Raw genomic sequence first — 22,150 nt, 5'->3', positions numbered from 1 at the left:
GAACGGCGGTCCGGGGCGTCCCGCGCGCAACCGGCCGCACGCCGGCCGCGGAAGCGACCGGGCGCCCGCCCGGCAGGCGTAAAAATCGGCCTCAGCAGACCGAAACCATCCGCACGGCGGTCGGAAACGACCTGCCTAAGATCTGAGGGTGAGTTTCCCGCCCTCGGTACGCCCGATCGACGACGTCCAGCGCGTGCTGGTCGTCACCGCACACCCCGACGACGTCGACTTCAGCGCCGCGGGCACGATCGCAACCTGGACGAAGGCCGGCATCGAGGTCGCCTACGCCATCGCCACCAGCGGCGGCGCCGGCGGCTTCGACGACACCCCGCGCGAGGAGATGACCGCGCTCCGCGAATCCGAGCAGCGGGCCGCGGCCGCGGTCGTCGGCGTCACCGACGTCACGTTCCTCGGCTACCCCGACGGCGCGCTCTACGTCACCGACGACCTGCGGCGGGACATCACCCGGCAGATCCGCCGGGTGCGCCCCGACCGGATCGTCACGACGTCGCCGGTCCGCGACTGGGCCCGCGTACCCGCGGCCCACGGCGACCACGTCCGCATCGGCGAGGCGACGTTCGACGCGGTCTACCCGGACGCCCGCAACCCGTTCGCGCACGAGACACTGCTGCGCGACGAGGGCCTCGAGGCGTGGACGGTCCGCGAGATGTGGTTCAGCGGCACTCCCACCGCCGACCACGGTGTCGACATCACCGACGTGTTCGAGCAGAAGCTGACCGCGCTGCGTGAGCACCGCAGCCAGTTGCCGGGCGACTTCGAGGCGATGCGCGAGCGGCTCCTCCAATGGAACGGCGCCAACGCGAAGGCCGCCGGCCTCCCCGACGGCCGCCTGGCCGAACTCTTCTCGGTGATCTCAACGGCCTGACTGGGACGCCCCCAGCAGGAACGTGGTGAACCCGACGCTCGTCCGGGCCAGCCCCTTCGTCATCCACCCGGCCACCCACAGCAGCACGATCCCGACGCCCACCCACGGCATCGCCGACGAGCCACTGTCCACGACGAACAGCGGCTCCGAGTCGAACCCGAACAGCGGGATCCGGTCATTCGGCATCGACCAGTACCACGTCCACAGCGTCATCGAGCCCAGCCCGGCAGCCCAGAAGCTCAGAGCGACAACGGCCGAGAACAGCGTCACCGGGAACACCAGCAGGTGGTGGAGCAGGTCGCGCCACGTCGACGGCGCGGCCAGCCACTGGCCGACCCGTCGCCAGATCGATCCGCTGACCAGCGGATACGGCACCGGCAGGGCCGTGCCGAGCAGGATCGACGCGCGCCGCCGTTCGACCTCGGCCATCCCGCGGCTGACCGCCAGCACGGTCAGCAGCACCGGCACGCCGACGATCAGCGCGGAGAACGTCGCGCCGAACGCCACCACGAGGACGAACGTGATCAGGCCGAGGATCCCGGTGATGAACCCCAGCGCGAGGTAGCCGGCGGCACGACCGGTCCCGGCGTCCCAGGCGCCGAGTATCACGTTCGGCGGCGGCCGACGGGCTTCGTAGGTGATCGTGGACTCGGTCGTGGTCGGCGCGCTCATCTCGGCATCCCCTCGTCGTCGTGCGACTGAACTTAGGGATCGACAACGGCGAGCGAATCGGCATCGGGAGCCAACCCGATCTAGCTCTCAGGTACCGGGAGGGACGCGGATGCGGTTCACGCTGGCGACGCCGGAGATCCGCCGCGAGCCGGTGGAGGGGTTGCTCGCGGGGGCGGCCGAGGTCGACATCACGCCTCCGCCCGGCCTTCCGAAAGCCGGCTACTCCCGCAACGCCCGCACCGGCGTCGGGTACCGCGGCCGGCTGCGCGCCCGGGTGCTGCACCTGCAGACCGGCACGACCGCGCTCGCGATCGTGCAGTGCGACCTGCTCGGCGGGTCGGCGGTGCTGCAGCGCGCGGTCGCGGCCGCGACCGGCTTCCCGCTGGCCGGGCTGTTCCTCGGCGCCACCCACACCCACGGCGCCCCGGGCCAGTTCCTCGGCACCGACCTCTACAACGGCTTCGCGTCGAACCGGCCGGGCTTCGACCCGGTCTGGACGAAATTTCTGGTCGCCCAGATTTCCGAAGGCCTGACAAGAGCGGTAGACACCCGCCGGCCGGCCCGGCTCGCGGTCGGCGCGACCGAGGTCTGGGGCCTGACCCGCAACCGGTCGCTCCCGGCCCACGTCCGCAACCCGGTCCCCGACCAGCGGACGGCCCCGCAACGCGCCTACGCCGCGGTGAACCCCCGCCTGCACCTGCTGCGGGTCGACGGCACGGACGGCGACCCGCTCGCCGCCCTCGTGGTCTTCGGCGTCCACGGCACCGGCCTCCCGATGAGCAACAGCGTCTACAACGCCGACCTCTGGGCCTACGTCTACGAGGAACTCCAGGCCCGGTTGGGCCCCGCCCCGGTGGTCGGTGCCCTTCAAGGCACCCATGCCGACGTGGCGCCAGCGCTGCGTCCGGGGCGGGCGGGTGACGTCGAGGCGGCGCGGATCGGGCGCGGTATCGGGGCGGCCGCGGCCGACCTGTGGGCCACGCTGGAGCCCGAACTCCGCGACGACCCGGCCCTGGGCGCCGGATTCCGCGAAGCCGGCACCGAGGCGTTACCGACCCCCGCGCTGGGGGCCGCGCTGATCGCCGGGGCGTACGAGAACGAGACCCCGGTCGTGCACCGGATCCCGCCGTTCCGGGCCGGGACGCCGAAGCCCCACTCGGCGACCGACCCGCACGGGGCGAAGTGGGTGCTCGGGTCCCGCTGGCTGCAGCCGGTGGTGATGCCCGCGCGCCGGTTCCCGCGCACGCTCCCGGTGCAGGTCCTGCGCATCGGTTCCACGCTGCTGGTCGGCCAGCCGTTCGAGATCACGGTGGACGCCGGGCGACGGGTCGCGTCGGCGGTGACCGCGGCGACCGGCCTGGACGACGTCGTCGTGACGTCGGTGGCCAACGAGTACGCCGGGTACTGCACGACCCCGGAGGAGTACAGCCGGCAGCACTACGAGGGCGGCCACACGCTGTACGGACCGGGCACCGCGAAGTTCCTGGCCGCTCAGGCGGCCGAACTGGCGGCCGCGGTAGGCGACGACGACATGATCACCGAGGCCCCGATCCAGCGGACGTTCGACCTACCGGCCCGCCGCTACTGGCCGGAGCGGTCCGACGCACTCGTCGACCCCCGCCCAGCCGGGCCGGCCCGGTTCGTCGACGTCACCGCCGACCAGGACGCCTACTGGGAACAGGGCTGGTACGACGCCCCACCCGGCGACCTGACCTGGAACGAGCCGATCGCCCGGGTCGAGCGCGCCCCCGGCTGGGAGACGCTCATCGACGACTCGTCCTGCGCCCTCGAGGTGCGGTACGCCGGGAAGAACCGCTACCTCGTCCGCTGGCACGCCCCCGAGCTCCGGGACGACCGCGAATACCGCTTCGTGGTGCGCGGCCTGGCCCTGCGTCCGTTCAACTAGTCCGGTCGATCACGTAGTACGTGAGCGACTCCAAGGCGCGGCGGGCGGGCACGTCGGGCAGCGAACCGAGCAGGTCCCGGGCCCGCTGGGCGTAGGCGGCCAGCGTCGCTCTGGCCGACGCCATCGCCGGCGACTCCCGCAGCAGCGCCAGCGCCTCGGCCACCTCGTCGTCGTCGGTGATCGGCCGGGAGATCAGCTCGCGCATCCGGGCCTCGGACGGGTCGTCGCCGGCCAGCGCGTGCAGCACGGCCAGCGTCGGGACGCCCTCCCGCAGGTCGGTGCCCGGCGTCTTGCCCGACTCGGCCGACGTCGACGCGATGTCGAGCAGGTCGTCAGAGAGCTGGAACGCGACGCCGATCTCCTCGCCGTACGCGGTCAGCGTCTCGGTGATGGCCGGGCCGCAGCCCGAGAACATCGCGCCGAACTGCAGCGACGTGGCGATCAGCGACCCGGTCTTCTCCTCCAGCACGTGCAGGTGGAACTCCACCGCGTCGGCGCCCTCGGCCGGGCCGGCGGTCTCCCGGATCTGGCCGGTCACCAGCCGGGCGAACGTCCGGGCCTGCAGCCGGACCGCGTCCGGGCCCAGGTCGGCGACCAGGTCGGAGGCCCGGGCGAACAGGTAGTCGCCGGTCAGGATCGCGATCGTGTTCGTCCAACGCGCGTTCGCGCTGGGCGCCCCCCGCCGCACCGGAGCCTCGTCCATGACGTCGTCGTGGTAGAGCGTGGCCAGGTGGGTCAGCTCGGCGACCACGGCGGCCTGGACGACGTCCGGGGCCTCGTGGTTGCCGAAGTGCGCCGCCGACAGCGCGAGCAGCGGCCGGAACCGCTTCCCGCCCGCCTCGACCAGGTGGCGGGCCGCGCTGCTCACCAGCGGGTCGGCGTCGGCCACCGCCCCGAGTAGCGCGTTCTCCACCTGCCCGAGACCGGCACGGACGGAGGCGGCGAACTCAGGCTCGATGGCCTCGATGCCGAGTAGACCGGTGCCGGTGGGTGCCACGTCCATCCCTGCTGCGCGCGTGTTCATCGAACAAATTGTGCCGCCTCGCCGGCGAGGTCGAGCAGTTGAGTCGGGACCACGCCCAAAGCAACTGTGGCGAGCACCCCGATCGTCAGGGCCGCAGCGGTGAAACCACCGGGGACCGAAACGGTCGGACCGTCCTCAGCAGGGTCGGACAGGTACATGAGCACGATGACTCGCAAATACGGAAATGCGAGGATCATGCTGGCGATCACGCCGACGATGACCAGCGCCACCGAGCCACCGTCGATCGCCGCCGCGAACACCGCGAACTTCGAGATGAAACCGCTGGTCAGCGGCAGGCCGGCGAACGCCAGCAGGAACACCGTCATCACGCCGGCGTAGAGCGGCGAACGGCGGCCGAGCCCGGCCCAGCGGGACAGGTGGGTCGCCTCGCCGTCCGCGTCGCGGACCAGCATCACGACGGCGAACGCGCCGATCGTCGTGAAGCCGTACGCGGCCAGGTAGAACAGCGTGGACGAGACGCCCCGCTCGTTCAGCGCGACGACGCCGGTCAGGATGAACCCGGCGTTGGCGATCGACGAGTAGGCCAGCAGGCGCTTGATGTCGGTCTGGGTGACCGCCAGCACCGCGCCCACGACCATCGTCAGCATCGCGATCGCGATGAGCACCGGCCGCCAGTCCCACTTCGTCGACTGGAACGCCACGTAGAACACCCGCAGGATCGCACCGAACGCCGCGACCTTCGTGCAGGCCGCCATCAGCGCGGTCACCGGCGTCGGCGCGCCCTGGTAGACGTCCGGGGTCCAGGAGTGGAACGGCACGACGCCGGCCTTGAACAGCAGACCGATCAGCAGCATCGCCAGACCGACGAAGAGCAGCACGTCGTTGGCCGGGGACCCGTTGACCGCGTCGTGGATCGCGGCCAGGTCGACCGAGCCGGCGTAGCCGTAGATCAGCGCGACGCCGTACAGGAAGAACGCCGACGCGAACGCCCCGAGCAGGAAGTACTTGACCGCGGCCTCCTGGCTGAGCAGGCGACGGCGGCGAGCCAGCGCGCAGAGCAGGTAGAGCGGCAGCGAGAGCACTTCCAGCGCTATGAACATGATCAGCAGGTCGTTCGCCGAGACGAACAGCACCATGCCGCCGAGCGCGAACAGCGCGAGCGGGAATGCCTCGGTGTGCGAGGTCGGCTCGCTGGCCAGTTTCCGGTCGGGCGCGGAGCCCGCGACGACCGCCGCCTGGGCGACGAACGCGCTGCCGGAGTCCAGCGACCGCTCGGCCATCAGCAGCACGCTGACCGCGCCGAGCACGATGATGCTGCCCGACAGGAACAGCGCGGGTCCGTCGATGGCGACCGCGCCGGCGGCGGTGATCGTCTCGGTCTTGGCCTGGAGCACGACCGCGACGAACGCGGCGATCAACGCGGCCAGCGAGAGGACGACCTGAACCCAGTGCCGGGCCCGGCGGGGCACGAACGCCTCGACCAGGATCCCGACGCACGCCGCCCCGAGGAGGATCAGCATCGGCGAGAGCGCCGCGTAATCCAGCTTGGGAGCATCGATGTTCATCGGTTTCCTCCGGCCACTTCAGTCGGTTGCGGGTCTTGCTTGCCGACGTCGGTCAGCGTGGCCTTGACCGCCGGGTTGATGACGTCGAGCAGCGGCTTCGGGTAGACGCCGAGCCCGATGATCAGGACGAGCAGCGGCGCGATGACCCAGGCCTCGCGCCGGCTCAGGTCACGCCACGACGGCTTCTCCCCGAGCGAGGGGTTCAGCGGGCCGTGCATCGTCCGCTGGATCATCCAGAGCACGTACAGGGCGGCCACCACGATGCCGAGCGTCGCCACCACGCCGGCGGTGGGGTTGCGCGAGAACACCCCGATCAGAACCAGGAACTCGCTGACGAACGAGTTCGTCATCGGCAGCGCCAGCGACGCCATACCGGTGATGAAGAACGCGCCGTAGATCCACGGGACGAGCCGCCCGACGCCCCCGTAGTCGCTGATCAACGTCGAGCCCCGGCGCGCGATCAGGAACCCGACGACCAGGAACAGCGCGCCGGTCGCGATGCCGTGGTTGACCATGTAGAGCACCGCGCCCGAGCCACCCTGAGTGGTGAACGCGAAGACGCCGATCGCGATGAACCCGAAGTGGGCCACCGAGGTGTAGGCCACCAGGCGCTTCATGTCGTGCTGGCCGATGGCCAGCAGTGCGGCGTAGAGGATGCCGATGATGCCGAGCACGATCACCAGCGGCGCGAAGAACCGGGACGCCTCCGGGAACAGCGGCAGGTTGTACCGCAGGAAGCCGAACGTCCCGACCTTGTCCATCACGCCGACGAGCAGCACGGCCGCCCCGATCGGCGCCTGGCCACCGGCGTCCGGCAGCCAGGTGTGGAACGGGAACAGCGGCGCCTTCACCGCGAACGCGACGAAGAACCCGAGCCAGATCCACCGCCCGGCGGCCGTCGACATGTCCATCCCGGCCAGCTTGTCGAAGGCGAACGTGCCCTCGCCGAGCTCGCGGGCGCTCACCACGTACAGCCCGATGACGCTGGCCAGCATGAACAGGCCGCCGACGAGCGAGTAAAGGAAGAACTTCACCGCCGCGTACTGACGCTGCGCCCCGCCGTACGACCCGATCAGGAAGTACATCGGGACGAGCATGGCCTCGAACCAGACGTAGAAGAAGAACACGTCGGTCGCGACGAAGACGCCGATCATGCAGGCCTGCAGGGCCAGCATCAGCGAGTAGTACGTGCGCACCGAACGACGTCCGGCGCCGGACTCGTGCCAGGACGCCAGCATGACGATCGGCGTCAGCACCGCGATCAGCGCGAGCATCACCAGCGCGATGCCGTCGACGCCGAAGTCCAGCCGGGTGCCGAACGACGGGATCCAGGTGTACGAGCTGACGAACTGGAACCGGTCGCCGTCCGGGTCGAAGCCGGCGCAGATGATGATCGTCAGCACCAGGACGACCAGCGACCAGCCGATGGCGACCAGCTTGGCGAGCCGATCCGCACCGCGCGGCAGGAACGCCAGGACGACCGCCCCGACGAGCGGGAGAACAGTCAGTACGGGGAGCCAGGGACCGTTCATCCGAGCCGCACCACCAGCAGCGACGCCAGCACCACGACCGCACCTCCGAGCATCGTCAGGGCATACGACCGGACGAACCCGGTCTGCAGGCGACGGAGGCGGCCGGAGCCACCCCCCACCGCGGCGGAGAGGCCGTTGACCAACCCGTCCACCCCACGGCTGTCGACGTACACCAGGGCCCGGGTGAGCCACTGGCCCGGCCGCATGAACACGGCCTCGTTGAACGCGTCGGCGTAGAGGTTCCGCCGGGCCGCCACCACGAGCTGGTTCGCCGGCTGCTCGGCCCGGGCGGTGCCGCGGCGGAAGATCAGGAAGGCCAGCGCCACCCCGATCAGCACGACGAGGATGACCAGGCCGGAGATCACGACCGGCTCGAGCTTGTGCGCGGCCTCGGGCGCCTCGGCCCCCTCACCCACCAGCACCGGGTGCAGCCAGTTCGACGTCCGGTCGCCCTGGGTGAGCAGGAAACCGCCGGCCACCGAGCCGATCGCCAGCAGGATCATCGGAACGGTCATCGAGAGCGGCGACTCGTGCGGGTGCGGGGCCCCGCCCTCTTCGTCGGTGGTCCACCGCGGCTTGCCCAGGAACGTCAGGACGAACAGCCGCGTCATGTAGAACGCGGTCAGCCCGGCGCCGACCAGCGCCACCGTGCCGAACAGCCAGCCGGACCAGCCCGGCCGGTCGAAGGCGTGCTCGATGATCGGGTCCTTGGAGAAGAACCCGGAGAGCGGCGGGATGCCGATGATCGCCAGGAAGCCGAGGCCGAACGTCGTCGCGGTGATCGGCATGTACTTGGCCAGGCCACCGAACCGCCGGATGTCGACCTGGTCGTTCATCCCGTGCATGACCGAGCCGGCGCCGAGGAACAGGCCGGCCTTGAAGAAGCCGTGCGCGAGCAGGTGGATGATGCCCAGCGCGTAGGCCTCGCCGCCCAGCCCGACGGCCAGGAACATGTAGCCGATCTGGCTGACCGTCGAGTAGGCCAGGACCTTCTTGATGTCGTCCTTGGCGCAGCCGATGATGCATCCGATCAGCAGCGTGAGCGCGCCGATGACGCAGACCACGGTCTGCCCGGTCTCGCTCAGGTCGTAGATCGGGTGGGCCCGGGCGATCAGGTAGACGCCGGCGGTGACCATCGTCGCCGCGTGGATCAGCGCGGACACCGGCGTCGGGCCGGCCATCGCGTCCGGGAGCCAGGCCTGCAGCGGGAACTGGCCCGACTTACCGCAGGCGCCGAGCAGGAGCAGCAGCGCGAGGATCGTCACCGTGGTCGACGAGAGCTTGTCGACCGAGCTGAACACGCCCTCGAACGACGTGTCGCCGAGCTTCGCGAACAGCAGGAAGATGCCCAGCGCCAGGCCGACGTCGCCGACGCGGTTCATGATGAACGCCTTCTTGGCCGCGGTCGCGGCCTCCGGGCGCGTGTACCAGAACGCGATCAGCAGGTACGACGCCAGACCGACGCCCTCCCAGCCGACGTAGAGCGCCACGAAGCTGTTGCCCAGGACGAGCAGGAGCATCGCCGCGACGAACAGGTTCAGGAACCCGAAGAAGCGTCGCCGGCCCTCGTCGTGCGACATGTACCCGATCGAGTACACGTGGATGAGGAAGCCGACGCCGGTGATCAGCAGCACGAACACCGCGGAGAGCGGGTCGTAGAGCAGACCGGCGTCGACCTTCAGCCCACCGACGTCGATGAACGTGAACAGGTGCTGGGAGACCTCCCGGGCCCCGTCGTCAGCCCCCCGCAACGCGAAGAACTGGACGACGCCCAGCACGAACGCGATGCCGACGGTGGCGCACCCGAGCAGGTGCCCCCAGGCGTTCGCGAACCGGCCGGCCAGCAGCAGCACGGCGGCGCCGGCCAGTGGCAGCGCGATCAGCAACCAGAGCAGGGAGAGAGACCCCGTCGGCTCTACGTACTCCACGGTGGTTTATCCCCTCAGTACTTCAGGAGGTTCGCGTCGTCGACCGAGGCCGACCGGCGAGTGCGGAAGATCGACATGATGATCGCGAGCCCGACCACGACCTCGGCGGCGGCGACCACCATGACGAAGAACGCCATGATCTGGCCGTCGAGCGTGCCGTTGATGCGGGAGAACGTGATCAGCGTCAGGTTCGCCGCGTTGAGCATCAGCTCGATGCACATGAACACGACGATCGCGTTGCGCCGGACGAGGACGCCGACCGCGCCGATCGTGAACAGCGCTGCGGCGAGCAGCAGGTAGTAGGTAGGAGTCACGCCCTCAGCCCTTCGGGGTGGTCAGGCCGCTGTCGAGTTCGCGCCGCTCGACCGAGGGCGCGACGCTGCCGTCGGCGGCCGTGCCGTCGGGCAGCAGAGCGGGGGTGGCCACCGAGTCCGCCAGCGCGTAGACGCCGGGGCCGGGCTTGGGAGCCGGGTAGTTGCCCTTCCGGAACCGGGCGATCGACCGCTCGCGCTGCGTCGGGACGCCGGCCTTGTCGCGCTCGACGTGGGCCAGGATCATCGCCCCGACCGCCGCCGTGATCAGCAGCGCGCTGGTGACCTCGAACGCGAACACGTACCGGGTGAACAGCTGGGCCGCGATGCCCTCGACGTTCCCGCCGGCCCGGGCGTTCGTCTCGGCCAGCCCGCGGGCGTTCACCTCGCCGAGCGCCCGGTAGAGGCCGGTCGTGACCAGGGCCGCGAGCCCGATGCCGAGCAGGATCGCGGCCAGCCGCTGCCCTCGCAACGTCTCCACGATCGAGTCCGACGAATCTCGGCCGACCAGCATCAGCACGAACAGGAACAGGATCATGATCGCGCCGGTGTAGACGATGATCTGCACCATGCCGATGAACGGACCGGCCTGCAGCACGTAGAACACGCCGAGGCTGAACATCGTGCAGACCAGGAACAGCGCCGAGTGGATCGCGTTACGGGCCAGCACCATGCCGATCGCGCCACCGAGCGCGACCGGGGCCAGCACCCAGAACGCGACCTTCTCGCCGGTGGGCGGGTCGCCCGGGGCCGCGGCGGCCAACAGGTCGAGAGCGACGCTCACTTAGACGACCTCCTTCGCGTCCGACCGGTCCGTGCGCTCGGCTCCGGCCGAGGCGCCCGGGTTGGTCGGGCCCTGCACGTAGTAGTCGGTCTCGTTCTCGCCCAGCCGCATCGCGTGCGGAGGCAGCTCCATGCCCGGCAGCAGCGGCGCGAGCAGCTGCTCCTTGGTGAAGATCAGGTCCGCGCGGCTGTCCGAGGCCAGCTCGTAGGCGTTCGACATGGTCAACGACCGCGTCGGGCAGGCCTCGATGCACAGGCCGCAGAAGATGCAGCGCGCGTAGTTGATCTGGTAGATCGCGCCGTACCGCTCGCCCGGCGAGAACCGGGCTTCCTCGGTGTTGTCGCCGCCCTCGACGTAGATCGCGTCGGCCGGGCAGGCCCAGGCGCACAGCTCGCACCCGACGCACTTCTCCAGCCCGTCGGGGTGCCGGTTGAGCACGTGACGGCCGTGGAAGCGCGGGGCGCTCGGCTGCGGGACGTCCGGGTACTTGATCGTGACCCGCTTCTTGAACATCGTCGAGAAGGTCAGGCCGAAGCCTTTGACGGAGTCGAGCACGTCAGTTCTCCTTCTCGGACTGGTCCGCGCCGACCTTGGCCGGGACCTGCTTCAGCCGGGGCGAGGGCGGAACGACGAGGTCCATCGGCGGAACCGGGAAGTCGGACTGCGGGTTGGGATCGCGGGCGTCGACTTCCTTCTTCTGACGCTCCGGGACCAGCAGGCTCACCGCGATGACGACGAGCAGCACGACCGCGAGGCCGATCAGGATGTTGCGGGTGGAGATGTCGTACTCGCGGCTGATCGTCCGCATGGCCGCGACCAGCAGCAGCCAGACCAGGCTGACCGGCACCAGGACCTTCCAGCCGAAGTGCATGAACTGGTCGTAGCGCAGGCGGGGCAGCGTGCCGCGGAGCCAGACGAAGACGAACAGCGCGGCCAGCACCTTGATGATGAACCAGAGGACCGGCCACCAGCCCTCGTTCGCGCCGGCCCAGAGCGTGCCGATGCCGAACGGAGCCCGCCAGCCGCCGAGGAACAGCGTCGTGCAGAGCGCTGAGACCGTCACCATGTTGACGTACTCACCGAGGAAGAACATCGCGAACTTCAGCGACGAGTACTCGGTGTGGAAACCGCCGACCAGCTCGGACTCGGCCTCGGGGAGGTCGAACGGCGCCCGGTTGGTCTCGCCGACGGCCGAGATCGCGTAGACGACGAAGCTCGGCAGCAGCGTGAACACGTACCAGGTGTTCTCCTGCGAGGCGACGATCTCGCTGGGCGAGAGCGACCCCGCGGTGAGCAGCACCGGGACGATCGAGAGCCCCATCGCGACCTCGTACGAGATCATCTGGGCAGCCGACCGCAGACCACCGAGCAGCGGGTACGTCGACCCGGACGACCAACCGGCCAGCACGACGCCGTACACGGCGATCGACGAGCAGGCCAGCACGAACAGGACGCCGACCGGCAGGTCGGTCAGCTGGATCGCGGTCTTGTGGCCGAACACCGAGACGTTCGGCCCGAGCGGGATCACCGAGAACGCGACCAGCGCGACCATCGCCGAGAGGATCGGCGCGACGATGAACACGACCTTGTCGGCCGCGGCCGGGATCAGGTCTTCCTTGAACGCCAGCTTGATGCCGTCGGCGAGGCTCTGCAGCGTGCCCCACGGGCCCACCCGGTTGGGGCCCGGCCGGACCTGCATGTAGCCGATGACCTTGCGCTCGGCCACGATCGAGAACAGCACCAGCACCACGAGGATGGCGAACGTCGCGATGATCTTCGCGATGATCAGCCACCAGGGGTCGTTGCCGACCGCAGCCGGCTCCGCGGCCGCGAGCACCGCTCCGGTCGTCATCAGGCCTCCTCGGGAGCTTCGGGCGCCGGCACTCCGCCGTCGGCCGGATCCCCACCGTCGCTGGTAGCACGCGCTTCGACGTCTCCGACCGGTGCGACGTCCGCCGAGCCTGCCGTAATGCGGACGAGATCGCCCGCCCCCACGCCGAGCGTCGGACGCACCCGCGAGTCGACGGAGTTCGCCGGCACCCAGACCACGCGGTCGGGCATCTCGGTGATCGCCACCGGGAGCTGGATCGCGCCCCGGTCGGTCGAGACCAGGATGTGCGCGCCGGGCCGGACGCCGAGCTCGGCCGCCGTGCCCGGCGAGAGGTGCGCGAACGCGGGCTTCGCGGTGCCGGCCAGGTGCTCCTCGCCGGCCTGCAGCGTGCCCAGGTCGAGCATGTGGTGCCAGGTGGCGAGCACGGCCTCGCCGTCACCGGGGCTCACCCGGGCGGCGGCCGGCTCCATCGGGGACGGTGGCGGCTCGACGTCCGGGCCGGCCACGCCGAGCGCGTTGGCCTCGGCCAGCAGGGCCTCGGCCGAGCTGACCCCGAGGTAGGCGCCGAGCTCGTCGGCCAGCTGGTCGAGCACCCGGGCGTCGGACATCGCTCCGGTGCCGGCCAGCGTCAGCCCGAACGGCCGGACCCGGCCCTCCCAGTTGACGAAGCTGCCGGCCTTCTCGGCCACCGGGGCGACCGGGAACACCACGTCGGCGTACTCGGTCACGGTCGAGTCGCGGACCTCGAGCGAGACCACGAACGGGGCCGCGGCCAGCGCGGCCCGGGCCGCGACGGGATCCGGCAGGTCGTCGGGGTCGACGCCGCCGACCACGAGCCCGCCGAGCACACCGTCGGCCGCCGCGGCGATGATCTCCGAGGTCGAGCGGCCGGTCGTCGCCGGGATGGAGACGCCCCAGGCCGACTCGACGGCCGAGCGGCCGGCCGCCGAGGTGACCGACCGGCCACCGGGCAGCAGTGTCGGCAGCGCGCCGGCCTCGACCGCTCCGCGCTCGCCGGCCCGCCGCGGCACCCAGGCCAGCGTGGCCCCGGTGTTCAGCGCCAGCAGCGACGCGGCCGAGAGCGCACCGCGGATGCCCGCGGCCCGCTCGCCGACCAGGATCACCGCGCCCGGCACCCGCAGGGCGTCGGACAGCGACGTGAGACCGGGCAGCTCGCCGGCCCGGAGGGCGTCGAGCACCTTCGGCTCGGCTCCCGGGGTGGCCTGGATCAGCGTCCCGCCGAGCTTGTCCAGCCCGCGGGTCGCCAGCGGGGCGATCGACCAGATGCGCGCGCCGCGCTTCCGCCACGCCTTGCGCAGGCGGAGGAAGAGGATCGCCGCTTCCTCCTCCGGCTCCAGCGCCACCAGCAGGACGTCGGACGCGTTCTCGAGGTCGGAGTACGTGACGCCGAGCCCGGAGCCCGCGACGTGGGCGCCGAGGAACAGCGCCTCCTCGTCGGAGTGCGGACGAGCCCGGAAGTCGATGTCGTTGGTGCCCAGCGCGACCCGGGCGAACTTCGAGTACGCGTAGGCGTCCTCGTAGGTGACCCGGCCGCCCGGCAGCACGCCGACGCCGCCGTTCTCCTTCGCGGTCTCCAGGCCGCGGGCCGCGACGGTGAACGCCTCGCTCCACGAGACCGGCTCCAGCTCGCCGGCCGCGTTCCGGACGAGCGGCTGGGTCAGCCGCTCCTTACCGGTCGCGTAGCGGAACGCGAAGCGACCCTTGTCGCAGTTCCACTCCTCGTTGACCTCGGGGTCCTCACCGGCCAGCCGGCGCAGGACCTTGCCCCGCCGCCAGTCGGTGCGCAGCGCGCAGCCACCGGCGCAGTGCTCGCACACCGACGGGGTGCTGACCAGGTCGAACGGGCGGGCCCGGAACCGGTAGGCGGCGCTGGTGAGCGCACCGACCGGGCAGATCTGCACGGTGTTGCCGGAGAAGTACGACTGGAACGGCTCGTCGGACGCGATGCCGACCTGCTCCAGCGCCGAGCGCTCCAGCAGCTCGATGAACGGGTCGCCGGCGACCTGCTTGGAGAACCGCGTGCAGCGGGCGCAGAGCACGCAGCGCTCGCGGTCGAGCAGGATCTGGGTCGAGATCGCCAGCGGCTTCGGGTAGGTGCGCTTGACGTCCCGGAACCGGGACTCGGCGGCGCCGTTGCTCATCGCCTGGTTCTGCAGCGGGCACTCGCCGCCCTTGTCGCAGATCGGGCAGTCGAGCGGGTGGTTGATCAGCAGCAGCTCGAGCGTCCCGCGCTGGGCCTTCTCGGCCACCGGGCTGGAGAGCTGCGTCTTGACCACCATGTCGGGCGTCACCGTGGCGGTGCAGCTCGCGACCGGCTTGCGCTGGCCCTCGACCTCGACGATGCACTGACGGCAGGCACCGACCGGGTCGAGCAGGGGGTGGTCGCAGAACCGCGGGATCTGGATCCCGAGCTGTTCGGCGGCCCGGATGATCAGCGTGCCCTTCGGCACGGTGACCGACAGCCCGTCGATCGTGAGGGTGACCGTGTCCACGGCCTGGGGTGCGATGGTCATTTCAGTGCGCTCCGGCGAGTGCGGCCTGTTCGGCGGAGAAGTACGGCGCCTTGCGACCCTCGATGTAGTCGAGGTAGTCGTCCCGGAAGTACTTCAGCGACGAGAGAACGGGGCTGGTCGCGCCGTCGCCCAGCGCGCAGAACGACCGGCCGAAGATGTTGTCGCAGGTGTCGCTGAGCGTGTCGAGGTCGGCCTTGGTGCCCTGGCCGGACAGGATCCGGCGCAGCACCTGGACCATCCAGTAGTTGCCCTCGCGGCACGGCGTGCACTTGCCGCACGACTCGTGGGCGTAGAACGCGATCCACCGGTACGTGGCGTACACCGGGTCGTCCTTGTCGCTGAACACCTGGATGGCGGTGGTGCCCAGCATCGAGCCGGCGGCCGCCGCACCCTCGAAGTCCAGCGGAACATCGACGTGCTCGTCGGTGAACAGCGGCGTCGAGGAGCCGCCGGGCGTCCAGAACCGCAGTTCGTGGCCGTCCTTCATGCCGCCGGCCAGCTCGAGCAGCTCGCGCAGCGTGGTGCCCATCGTGCACTCGTACTGGCCCGGGCGCTTCACCCGGCCGGAGATCGAGTAGATCTTGGGGCCGGGCGACTTCTCGGTGCCCATCGTCTTCCACCACTCGGCCCCGCCGAGCACGATGTACGGCACGCTGGCGATCGTCTCGACGTTGTTCACGACCGTCGGGCCGCCGTAGAGGCCGGCGACCGCCGGGAACGGCGGCTTGAGCCGCGGCTGGCCGCGGTAGCCCTCGAGCGAGTCGAGCAGCGCGGTCTCTTCGCCGCAGATGTATGCGCCTGCGCCGGAGTGGACGACGAGCTCGAGGTCGAATCCGCTGCCCAGGATGTTGCGGCCGAGGTAGCCGCGGGCGTAGGCCTCGTTGACCGCGTTGCGCAGCCGCCGGGCCGCGTGCACGGCCTCACCGCGGATGTAGATCGCCGCGAAGTTGGCCCGGATCGCGTAGGACGCGATGACGATGCCCTCGATCAGGCCGTGCGGGTCGGCCATCATGTACGGCAGGTCCTTGCAGGTGCCGGGCTCGCCCTCGTCGGCGTTGACCACGAGGTAGTGCGGCTTTCCGTCGCCCTGCGGGATGAACCCCCACTTGAGGCCGGTGGGGAAGCCCGCGCCGCCACGGCCGCGCAGGCCCGAGTCCTTGACCAGCTGGATCAGGTCGTCGGGGTGGGCCTTGATCGCCTTGCGGAGGCCTTCGTAGCCGTCGAGGCGCTCGTAGACCGAGATCTTCCACGCCTCGGGCGAGAGCCAGCGCTTGGTGAGGACCGGGGTGAGGACTTCGCGCTCGCTCATTTCTGCCCCTCGTTTTCCGTGCGGGGATCGGTCGGCGGTGCGTCACCGGCCGGCTTGGAGTCGATGGCCGGCTCCGGCACGGTCGGGCTCGTCTCGGCCGGGTTCTCCGGGGTCTCGACGTCCTTCACCTGCGGGTCGGTGGTGGCCTGGGCCGGCGCGGTGGGCGCCTGTTCGACCGCGGGGGCCGACCGTTCGGTGGTCGGGCGGCGGGTGGCGCGCTTGGCCGGCCGCTTGCCGGCCGGCTCGGCGGTGGCTGAGATCGAGGGCCCGGTGGTCCGCTTCCGCGGCGCGGCCTTCTTCGCCGGCGCCTGCCCCGCCGTCTCGCTTCCGGTGTCTGATGTCGACGATGAGCCTGGCGCCGCCGTGGGTGGCTTCGCCGCCTCGTCGGGCGCGGAGGCAGCGGGCGCGTCGGCCGCCGGAGCGGCGGACGCGGGCTGCACCGGGATGAGCGCGGCCGGTGGCTCGGCCGTCTTCGGGCCTTCCGCCGTGGAGGCAGCCGCCGCCTTGTCAGCCGGCGCGGGCGCCGCAGCCGGCGCGGGCGCCGCAGCCGGGGCGGGCGCCGCAGCTGGGGCGGGCGGCGCGGCCGGGGCGGCGGCCTTTGCGGGCGGGGCGTCCTTGTCGGACTTCTTCGGGATGGGCGTGTTCGGGTAGTAGCCCGGGACGCTCACCCCGCGCTCCTCGGCGATCCGGTTACCGGCCACCGTCGGCTCGACGCCGATCATCGGGTCGGCCACCGAGTCGCGGTCGTCGGTGAACCCGGCCAGCTGCCGAGACATCTGCTTGAACGAACACAGCCGCGCCCCGCGCGTAGGAGCCGGCCGCTCCCCCTCCTGCAACTGCTTGACCAGCGACAACGCCGAATCTTCGTCCACCTGGTCGAAGTACTCGTAGTTGACGGTCATCACCGGCGCGTAGTCACACGCGGCCAGGCACTCGGCGTGCTCCAGCGTGATCAGGCCGTCCTCGGTGGTCTGGTCGTGCCCCACCTCGAGGTACGCGGCCAGCGCCTCGTAGGCCTTGTCGCCCCCGAGCACCCCGCACATCGTGTTGGTGCACACGCTCACCAGGTACTCGCCCGTCGGCCGGCGCTTGTACATCGTGTAGAACGTGGCCACCGCCGCGACCTCGGCCTTGGTGATCCCGAGCTGCTCGGCGCAGAACGCGATGCCGGCCGGGCTCACGTACCCGTCCACCGACTGGACGAGGTGGAGCATCGGCAGCAGCGCCGAGCGCGAACGCCCCTCGGGGTACCGCGCGACGATCGTCGCCGCCTGTTCCACCAGGTCGGCGCGGACCGTCTCGTCGGTCAGTTCAGTCATCGGTCCACTCCACCCATAACCGGGTCCAGAGAAGCGCCGGACGCGATCGCGTCCGCGATCGGGGCACCCTCGACCATCGCCGGGAACGCCTGCAGGTTGACGAAGCTGGGTTCGCGCACGTGGACCCGGTAGGGCCGGGTGCCACCGTCGCTGACGACGTGGAAGCCGAGCTCGCCGCGGGGCGACTCGACCGCGGTGTAGACCTGCCCGGCCGGGACCCGGAAGCCCTCGGTCACCAGCTTGAAGTGGTGGATCAGGGCCTCCATCGACTGGCCCATGATCTGTCGGACGTGCTCCAGCGAGTTGCCCATGCCGTCCGCGCCCAGCGCCAGCTGCGCGGGCCAGGCGATCTTCTTGTCGGTGACCATGACCGGCCCCGGGGCGAGCCGGTCGAGCGCCTGCTCGACGATCTTCAACGACTCGCGCATCTCGTTGACCCGGACCAGGTACCGGCCCCAGACGTCACCGGTGGTCTCGGTGACGACGTCGAACTCGTAGTTCTCGTAGCCGCAGTACGGCATCGTCTTGCGCAGGTCCCAGGGCAGGCCGGCCGAGCGCAGCACCGGCCCGGTGATGCCCAGCGCCAGGCACCCGGTGACGTCGAGGAAGCCGACGTTCTTCGTGCGGGCCTTCCACACCGGCTGGCCGGTGAGCAGCCGCTCGTAGTCGTCGATCTTGCCGCGCATGTACGGGATGAACTCGCGGATCTTCTGCTCGGCCTCGACCGGGAGGTCGTTGGCCAGGCCGCCCGGCCGGACGAACGCCATGTTCATCCGCAGCCCGGTGATCTCCTCGAACAGGTCGAGGACGTGCTCCCGCTCGCGGAAGCCGTAGATCATCATCGTGGTCGAGCCGAGCTCCATGCCGGTGGTGGCCAGCCACACCAGGTGCGAGCTGATCCGGTTGAGCTCCATCAGCAGGACGCGGATCGTCGTCGCGCGGTCGGGCACCTCGACGCCGAGCAGCTTCTCGACCGCGAGGCAGTAGCCGGTCTCGTTGAAGATCGGCGAGAGGTAGTCCATCCGGGTGACGAACGTGGTGCCCTGCGTCCACGTGCGGTACTCGGTGTTCTTCTCGATGCCGGTGTGCAGGTACCCGATGACCGTGCGGGCCTCGGTGATCGTCTCGCCCTCGAGCTCGAGGACGAGCCGCAGCACGCCGTGCGTCGACGGGTGCTGGGGCCCCATGTTGACGACGATGCGCTCGCTGGCGAGCGGGTCTTCGGCGTGGATCGAGTCCCAGTCGCCGCCGGTGACCGTGTAGACGCGCCCCTCGGTGGTCTCCCGGGAGCCGGCGTACGGGTCGGTCGTCTGAGTCATGTCATGACCTCCTTACCGGTACGCCCGGCGGGTGTCGGGCGGCGGGATCTCCGCGCCCTTGTACTCGACCGGTACGCCACCGAGCGGGTAGTCCTTGCGCTGCGGGTGGCCGTCCCAGTCGTCCGGCATGAGGATCCGGGTCAGCGCCGGGTGGCCCTCGAACAGCACGCCGAACATGTCCCAGACTTCGCGCTCCTGCCAGTCGGCGGTCGGGTAGACCGACGTGACGGACGGGACGCGCGGGTCCTCGATGCTCACCGCCACCTCGAGCCGGATCCGGCGGCGGAACGTCATGCTGGTGAGCTGGTAGACGACGTGCAGCCGCTTGGCCTTCTCGTCGTCGTCGGCACCGAACGGGGCGTCCAGATAGTCGACACCGGACACCGAGCTCAGCAGCTCGAAGCGCAGCCCGTCGGAGTCGCGGAGCAGCAGGGCGACGTCGGCGATCCGCTCCGGCCGGACGTAGAGCGTCAGCTCGCCGCGGTCGACGACGACGCGGTAGACCGCATCCTCGAAGCCGAGGTCGGCCCGGGCGACCTCCTCGCCCAGCAGGTCGACGACCTCGTCGAAGTACCCGCCGTAGGGGCGCGGGGTCGAGTGCGGGTCGGCGACCTGGCGGACCAGACCGCCGAAGCCGGACGTGTCACCGGTGCCGGAGACGCCGAACATGCCCTTGCGGGCGCGGCTCTCTTCGCCCTCGGTGCCCTCGGGGCTTTCGATGCTCACTTGCGCGTCCCTGCCTTGAACTGCTCGGCGGTCTTCTCGATCCGGTACTGCTCGGCGCGGCCCTCGGCCTCGGCCTGCTCCCATTCCTTGCGGAGCGTCTTGTCGTAGCGGAACGAGGACGGCATCGTGCCGTAGCGCTTCGCGGTGCCGTTCGCCTTGGCCTCGGCCAGCTCGGCCTTGCGCTTGGGCCCGAGCGGCTCGTGCATGACCTTCTCGTGCAGCTTCAGCACGGCGTCCAGCAACATCTCCGGACGCGGCGGGCAGCCGGGCAGGTACATGTCGACCGGGACGACGTGGTCGACGCCCTGGACGATCGCGTAGTTGTTGAACATGCCGCCCGAGCTGGCGCAGACACCCATCGACAGCACCCACTTGGGGTCGGGCATCTGGTCGTAGATCTGACGCAGCACCGGGGCCATCTTCTGGCTCACCCGGCCGGCGACGATCATCAGGTCGGCCTGGCGCGGAGTGGCGGCGAATCGCTCCATGCCGAATCGCGCGAAGTCGTACCGGGCCGCCCCGGTCGTCATCATCTCGATCGCGCAGCAGGCCAGGCCGAACGTGGCCGGCCACATCGACGACTTACGGCTCCAGTTGACGAGCTTCTCGACGGTGGTCACCAGAACCCCGCCGGGGAGTTTTTCTTCCAGCCCCATGGCGCGGACCCCTCTCAGAGTGAATGGGCTAGTCGGGTTGCGACTCAGTCCCAGTCGAGGCCGCCGCGACGCCATACGTACGCGTAGGCGACGAACACGGTGGCGATGAACAGCACCATCTCCACCAGCCCGAACACGCCGAGCGACTCGTTCGCCACGGCCCACGGGTAAAGGAAGATGATTTCGATGTCGAAGACGATGAACAGCATCGCGGTCAAATAGAACTTGACCGGGAAACGACCCCCGCCGCTCGCCTGCGGTGACGGCTCGATGCCGCATTCGTAGGCTTCCAGCTTGGCCTTGTTGTAGCGCTTCGGGCCGACCACGGCCGCCGCCGCCACACTGCCGACGGCAAAGACGACGGCGAGGATGAAAAGGCCGACGATCGGCATGTAAAGCGCGAGTGAACCACCGGTGTCCATCGGTTCCCTTCCCTGACGTCGGTGTGCAGCGAGGAAGTGCCGTGAAGCTATTGGTATCGAATGCCGGACGGAATCAGACTGCGGGTGCGAGCTTGGTGAGACCGTTGATGACCCGATCCATCGCGTCCCCGCCCCGGGGATCGGTGAGATTCGCGAGCAATTTGAGCACGAACCGCATCAGCAGCGGGTGCGGCAGCCCGTGCCGGGTCGCGACCTTCATGATGTCGGGGTTGCTGATCAGCTTCACGAACACGCCGCCGAGGCGGTAGTAGCCGCCGTACCGCTCGGTCAGCAGCGTCGGATAGGCGCGCAGCGCCCGCTCGCGGTTGGGCCCGGCCGGACGCGCGAGCGCCTGTACGGCGACCTCCGCGGCGATCTCGCCGGACTCCATCGCGTACGCGATGCCCTCGCCGTTGAACGGGTTGACCATGCCGCCGGAGTCGCCGACCAGCATCAGGCCGCGGGTGTAGTGCGGCTTGCGGTTGAAGCCCATCGGGAGGGCGGCGCCGCGGATCGGCCCGTCGGCGTTCTCCTCGCGGAAGCCCCACTCCTCCGGAGTGCTGGCCATCCAGGTCTTGAGCAACTGCCGGTAGTTGACGTCCTTGAACGCCGCCGAGCTGTTCAGGATGCCCAGTCCGACGTTGGACCGGCCGTCACCGAGCCCGAAGATCCAGCCGTAGCCGGGCAGCAGGCGGTCTTTGCCGTCGACCTTGTCCCAGAGCTCCAGCCAGGACTCGAGATAGTCGTCGTCGTGGCGCGGGCTCTCGTAGTACCGCCGCACGGCCACGCCCATCGGCCGGGCCTCGTTGCGGGCCAGCCCGAGCGCGAGCGCGAACCGGCCGGAGACCCCGTCGGCCGCGATCACCAGCGGGGCCCGGTACGTGACCGGCGTCTTCTCCGGCCCGACCTCGGCCTCGACGCCGACGACCCGCCCGGCCGTCGAGAGCACCGGGCCGGTGACCGTCGTCGACGTCTGCAGGCGCGCACCGGCCTTGACGGCGGCCTTCGCGAGCATGTCGTCGAAGTCCATCCGGGTGCGGGTGAGGCCGTAGTTCGGGTAGGCCGCGAGCTCGGGCCAGGGCAGCTCCATGCGGACGCCGCCGCCGATCACACGCAGGCCCTTGTTGTGCAGCCAGCCGTTCTCGACCGAGGTGTCGATGCCCATCGAGACCAGCGAGCGCACCGCCCGGGGCGTCAGACCGTCGCCGCAGACCTTCTCGCGGGGGAATTCGGTCTTTTCCAGCAGCAGGACGTCGAGGCCCGAGTTGGCGAGGTGATAGGCAGCGGCCGACCCGGCAGGGCCGGCACCCACGACGACGACGTCGGCGTGCGTGTCGGCGGTGTCGACCACGGGGGGCTCGGCACCGCGGGGAGCGGGCTCGGTGGTCACGGCGGCCTCTCGACTGTCTTACTGGGGTCTGGTGCGCTTGTGAAAATGTTCACGAAGTAAGTGAGGGCAGTCTAT

The 22,150-nt window shown here is 70.4% G+C and carries 18 protein-coding genes and 1 pseudogene; 2 read left to right on the top strand and 17 right to left on the bottom strand.

The genetic code is table 11. From position 1 onward, the window contains the following. Positions 1–148 precede the first annotated feature (148 nt). Positions 149–886 carry a PIG-L deacetylase family protein gene (locus tag FL583_RS10450; RefSeq protein WP_142704379.1) on the top strand — a complete coding sequence of 246 codons (738 nt, stop codon included), beginning with the start codon at positions 149–151 and terminating at the stop codon, positions 884–886. Here FL583_RS10450 and FL583_RS10445 read toward each other — a convergent pair. Continuing rightward, positions 875–1,558: a sensor domain-containing protein gene (locus FL583_RS10445; protein WP_142704378.1), complete on the bottom strand. Its 684-nt coding sequence runs from the start codon at positions 1,556–1,558 to the stop codon at positions 875–877. The genes FL583_RS10450 and FL583_RS10445 overlap by 12 nt on opposite strands. A 109-nt stretch (positions 1,559–1,667) precedes the next feature. Here FL583_RS10445 and FL583_RS10440 point away from each other — a divergent pair, with 109 nt between their 5' ends. Further along, on the top strand, positions 1,668–3,464 hold the full coding sequence (locus FL583_RS10440; RefSeq protein ID WP_142704377.1) for a neutral/alkaline non-lysosomal ceramidase N-terminal domain-containing protein: 1,797 nt from the start codon (positions 1,668–1,670) through the stop codon (positions 3,462–3,464). On the opposite strand, the gene FL583_RS10435 is transcribed toward FL583_RS10440, so the two are convergent. The 16 genes and pseudogenes from FL583_RS10435 to FL583_RS10360 all read right to left on the bottom strand — a co-directional run bounded on the left by FL583_RS10435 (position 3,457) and on the right by FL583_RS10360 (position 22,036). Further along, complete coding sequence (locus FL583_RS10435; RefSeq protein ID WP_142704376.1) at positions 3,457–4,488, bottom strand: polyprenyl synthetase family protein; 1,032 nt, start codon at positions 4,486–4,488, stop codon at positions 3,457–3,459. The two genes, FL583_RS10440 and FL583_RS10435, sit on opposite strands and share 8 nt — an antisense overlap. Continuing rightward, the gene (gene nuoN / locus FL583_RS10430) at positions 4,485–6,014 is read right to left on the bottom strand and encodes an NADH-quinone oxidoreductase subunit NuoN (RefSeq protein WP_142704375.1); all 1,530 of its coding nucleotides are present in this window, start codon (positions 6,012–6,014) and stop codon (positions 4,485–4,487) included. The genes FL583_RS10435 and nuoN overlap by 4 nt, the downstream gene beginning before the upstream one ends. After that, positions 6,011–7,546, bottom strand: a complete 1,536-nt coding sequence (locus tag FL583_RS10425; RefSeq protein ID WP_142704374.1) for an NADH-quinone oxidoreductase subunit M — start codon at positions 7,544–7,546, stop codon at positions 6,011–6,013. The genes nuoN and FL583_RS10425 overlap by 4 nt, the downstream gene beginning before the upstream one ends. Next, entirely contained in the window at positions 7,543–9,474 is a 1,932-nt protein-coding gene (nuoL, locus tag FL583_RS10420) for an NADH-quinone oxidoreductase subunit L (protein WP_142704373.1), read from the bottom strand. Before nuoL ends, FL583_RS10425 begins: the two co-directional genes overlap by 4 nt. Positions 9,475–9,488: 14 nt before the next feature. Then, positions 9,489–9,788 carry an NADH-quinone oxidoreductase subunit NuoK gene (gene nuoK, locus FL583_RS10415; protein WP_142704372.1) on the bottom strand — a complete coding sequence of 100 codons (300 nt, stop codon included), beginning with the start codon at positions 9,786–9,788 and terminating at the stop codon, positions 9,489–9,491. A 4-nt stretch (positions 9,789–9,792) separates the two neighbouring features. After that, positions 9,793–10,569 carry an NADH-quinone oxidoreductase subunit J gene (locus FL583_RS10410; protein WP_240746649.1) on the bottom strand — a complete coding sequence of 259 codons (777 nt, stop codon included), beginning with the start codon at positions 10,567–10,569 and terminating at the stop codon, positions 9,793–9,795. Further along, positions 10,570–11,082: an NADH-quinone oxidoreductase subunit NuoI gene (gene nuoI / locus FL583_RS10405; RefSeq protein WP_420843130.1), complete on the bottom strand. Its 513-nt coding sequence runs from the start codon at positions 11,080–11,082 to the stop codon at positions 10,570–10,572. It lies immediately after the preceding gene. 43 nt (positions 11,083–11,125) lie between these two features. Next, positions 11,126–12,421, bottom strand: a complete 1,296-nt coding sequence (nuoH, locus tag FL583_RS10400) for an NADH-quinone oxidoreductase subunit NuoH (protein ID WP_142704370.1) — start codon at positions 12,419–12,421, stop codon at positions 11,126–11,128. Continuing rightward, positions 12,421–14,934: an NADH-quinone oxidoreductase subunit G gene (locus tag FL583_RS10395; protein ID WP_142704369.1), complete on the bottom strand. Its 2,514-nt coding sequence runs from the start codon at positions 14,932–14,934 to the stop codon at positions 12,421–12,423. Before FL583_RS10395 ends, nuoH begins: the two co-directional genes overlap by 1 nt. A gap of 1 nt (position 14,935) precedes the next feature. Next, a complete protein-coding gene (gene nuoF, locus FL583_RS10390; protein WP_142704368.1) occupies positions 14,936–16,243 on the bottom strand; it encodes an NADH-quinone oxidoreductase subunit NuoF in 1,308 nt (435 codons plus the stop codon). 491 nt (positions 16,244–16,734) lie between these two features. Next, positions 16,735–17,562 (bottom strand): annotated as a pseudogene (gene nuoE / locus FL583_RS42870) (NADH-quinone oxidoreductase subunit NuoE); the annotation flags it as partial. Continuing rightward, positions 17,559–18,881 (bottom strand): NADH-quinone oxidoreductase subunit D, encoded by a 1,323-nt coding sequence (locus tag FL583_RS10380; protein WP_142704366.1) that lies wholly within the window; start codon positions 18,879–18,881, stop codon positions 17,559–17,561. The pseudogene nuoE and the gene FL583_RS10380, both read right to left, overlap by 4 nt. A 12-nt stretch (positions 18,882–18,893) precedes the next feature. Then, positions 18,894–19,691, bottom strand: a complete 798-nt coding sequence (locus FL583_RS10375; protein WP_142704365.1) for an NADH-quinone oxidoreductase subunit C — start codon at positions 19,689–19,691, stop codon at positions 18,894–18,896. Further along, the gene (locus tag FL583_RS10370) at positions 19,604–20,263 is read right to left on the bottom strand and encodes a NuoB/complex I 20 kDa subunit family protein (RefSeq protein WP_142704364.1); all 660 of its coding nucleotides are present in this window, start codon (positions 20,261–20,263) and stop codon (positions 19,604–19,606) included. Before FL583_RS10370 ends, FL583_RS10375 begins: the two co-directional genes overlap by 88 nt. 44 nt (positions 20,264–20,307) lie before the next feature. Continuing rightward, the gene (locus FL583_RS10365; RefSeq protein WP_142704363.1) at positions 20,308–20,685 is read right to left on the bottom strand and encodes an NADH-quinone oxidoreductase subunit A; all 378 of its coding nucleotides are present in this window, start codon (positions 20,683–20,685) and stop codon (positions 20,308–20,310) included. 73 nt (positions 20,686–20,758) lie between these two features. After that, positions 20,759–22,036, bottom strand: a complete 1,278-nt coding sequence (locus FL583_RS10360; protein ID WP_142704362.1) for a geranylgeranyl reductase family protein — start codon at positions 22,034–22,036, stop codon at positions 20,759–20,761. Positions 22,037–22,150: the final 114 nt, after the last annotated feature.

It is taken from the genome of Cryptosporangium phraense (assembly GCF_006912135.1).
In the GTDB taxonomy this organism is placed as follows: Bacteria; Actinomycetota; Actinomycetes; order Mycobacteriales; family Cryptosporangiaceae; genus Cryptosporangium; species Cryptosporangium phraense.
Note: the sequence above shows the minus strand (reverse complement) of the source record. Positions and strands in the feature narration are given on the sequence as shown.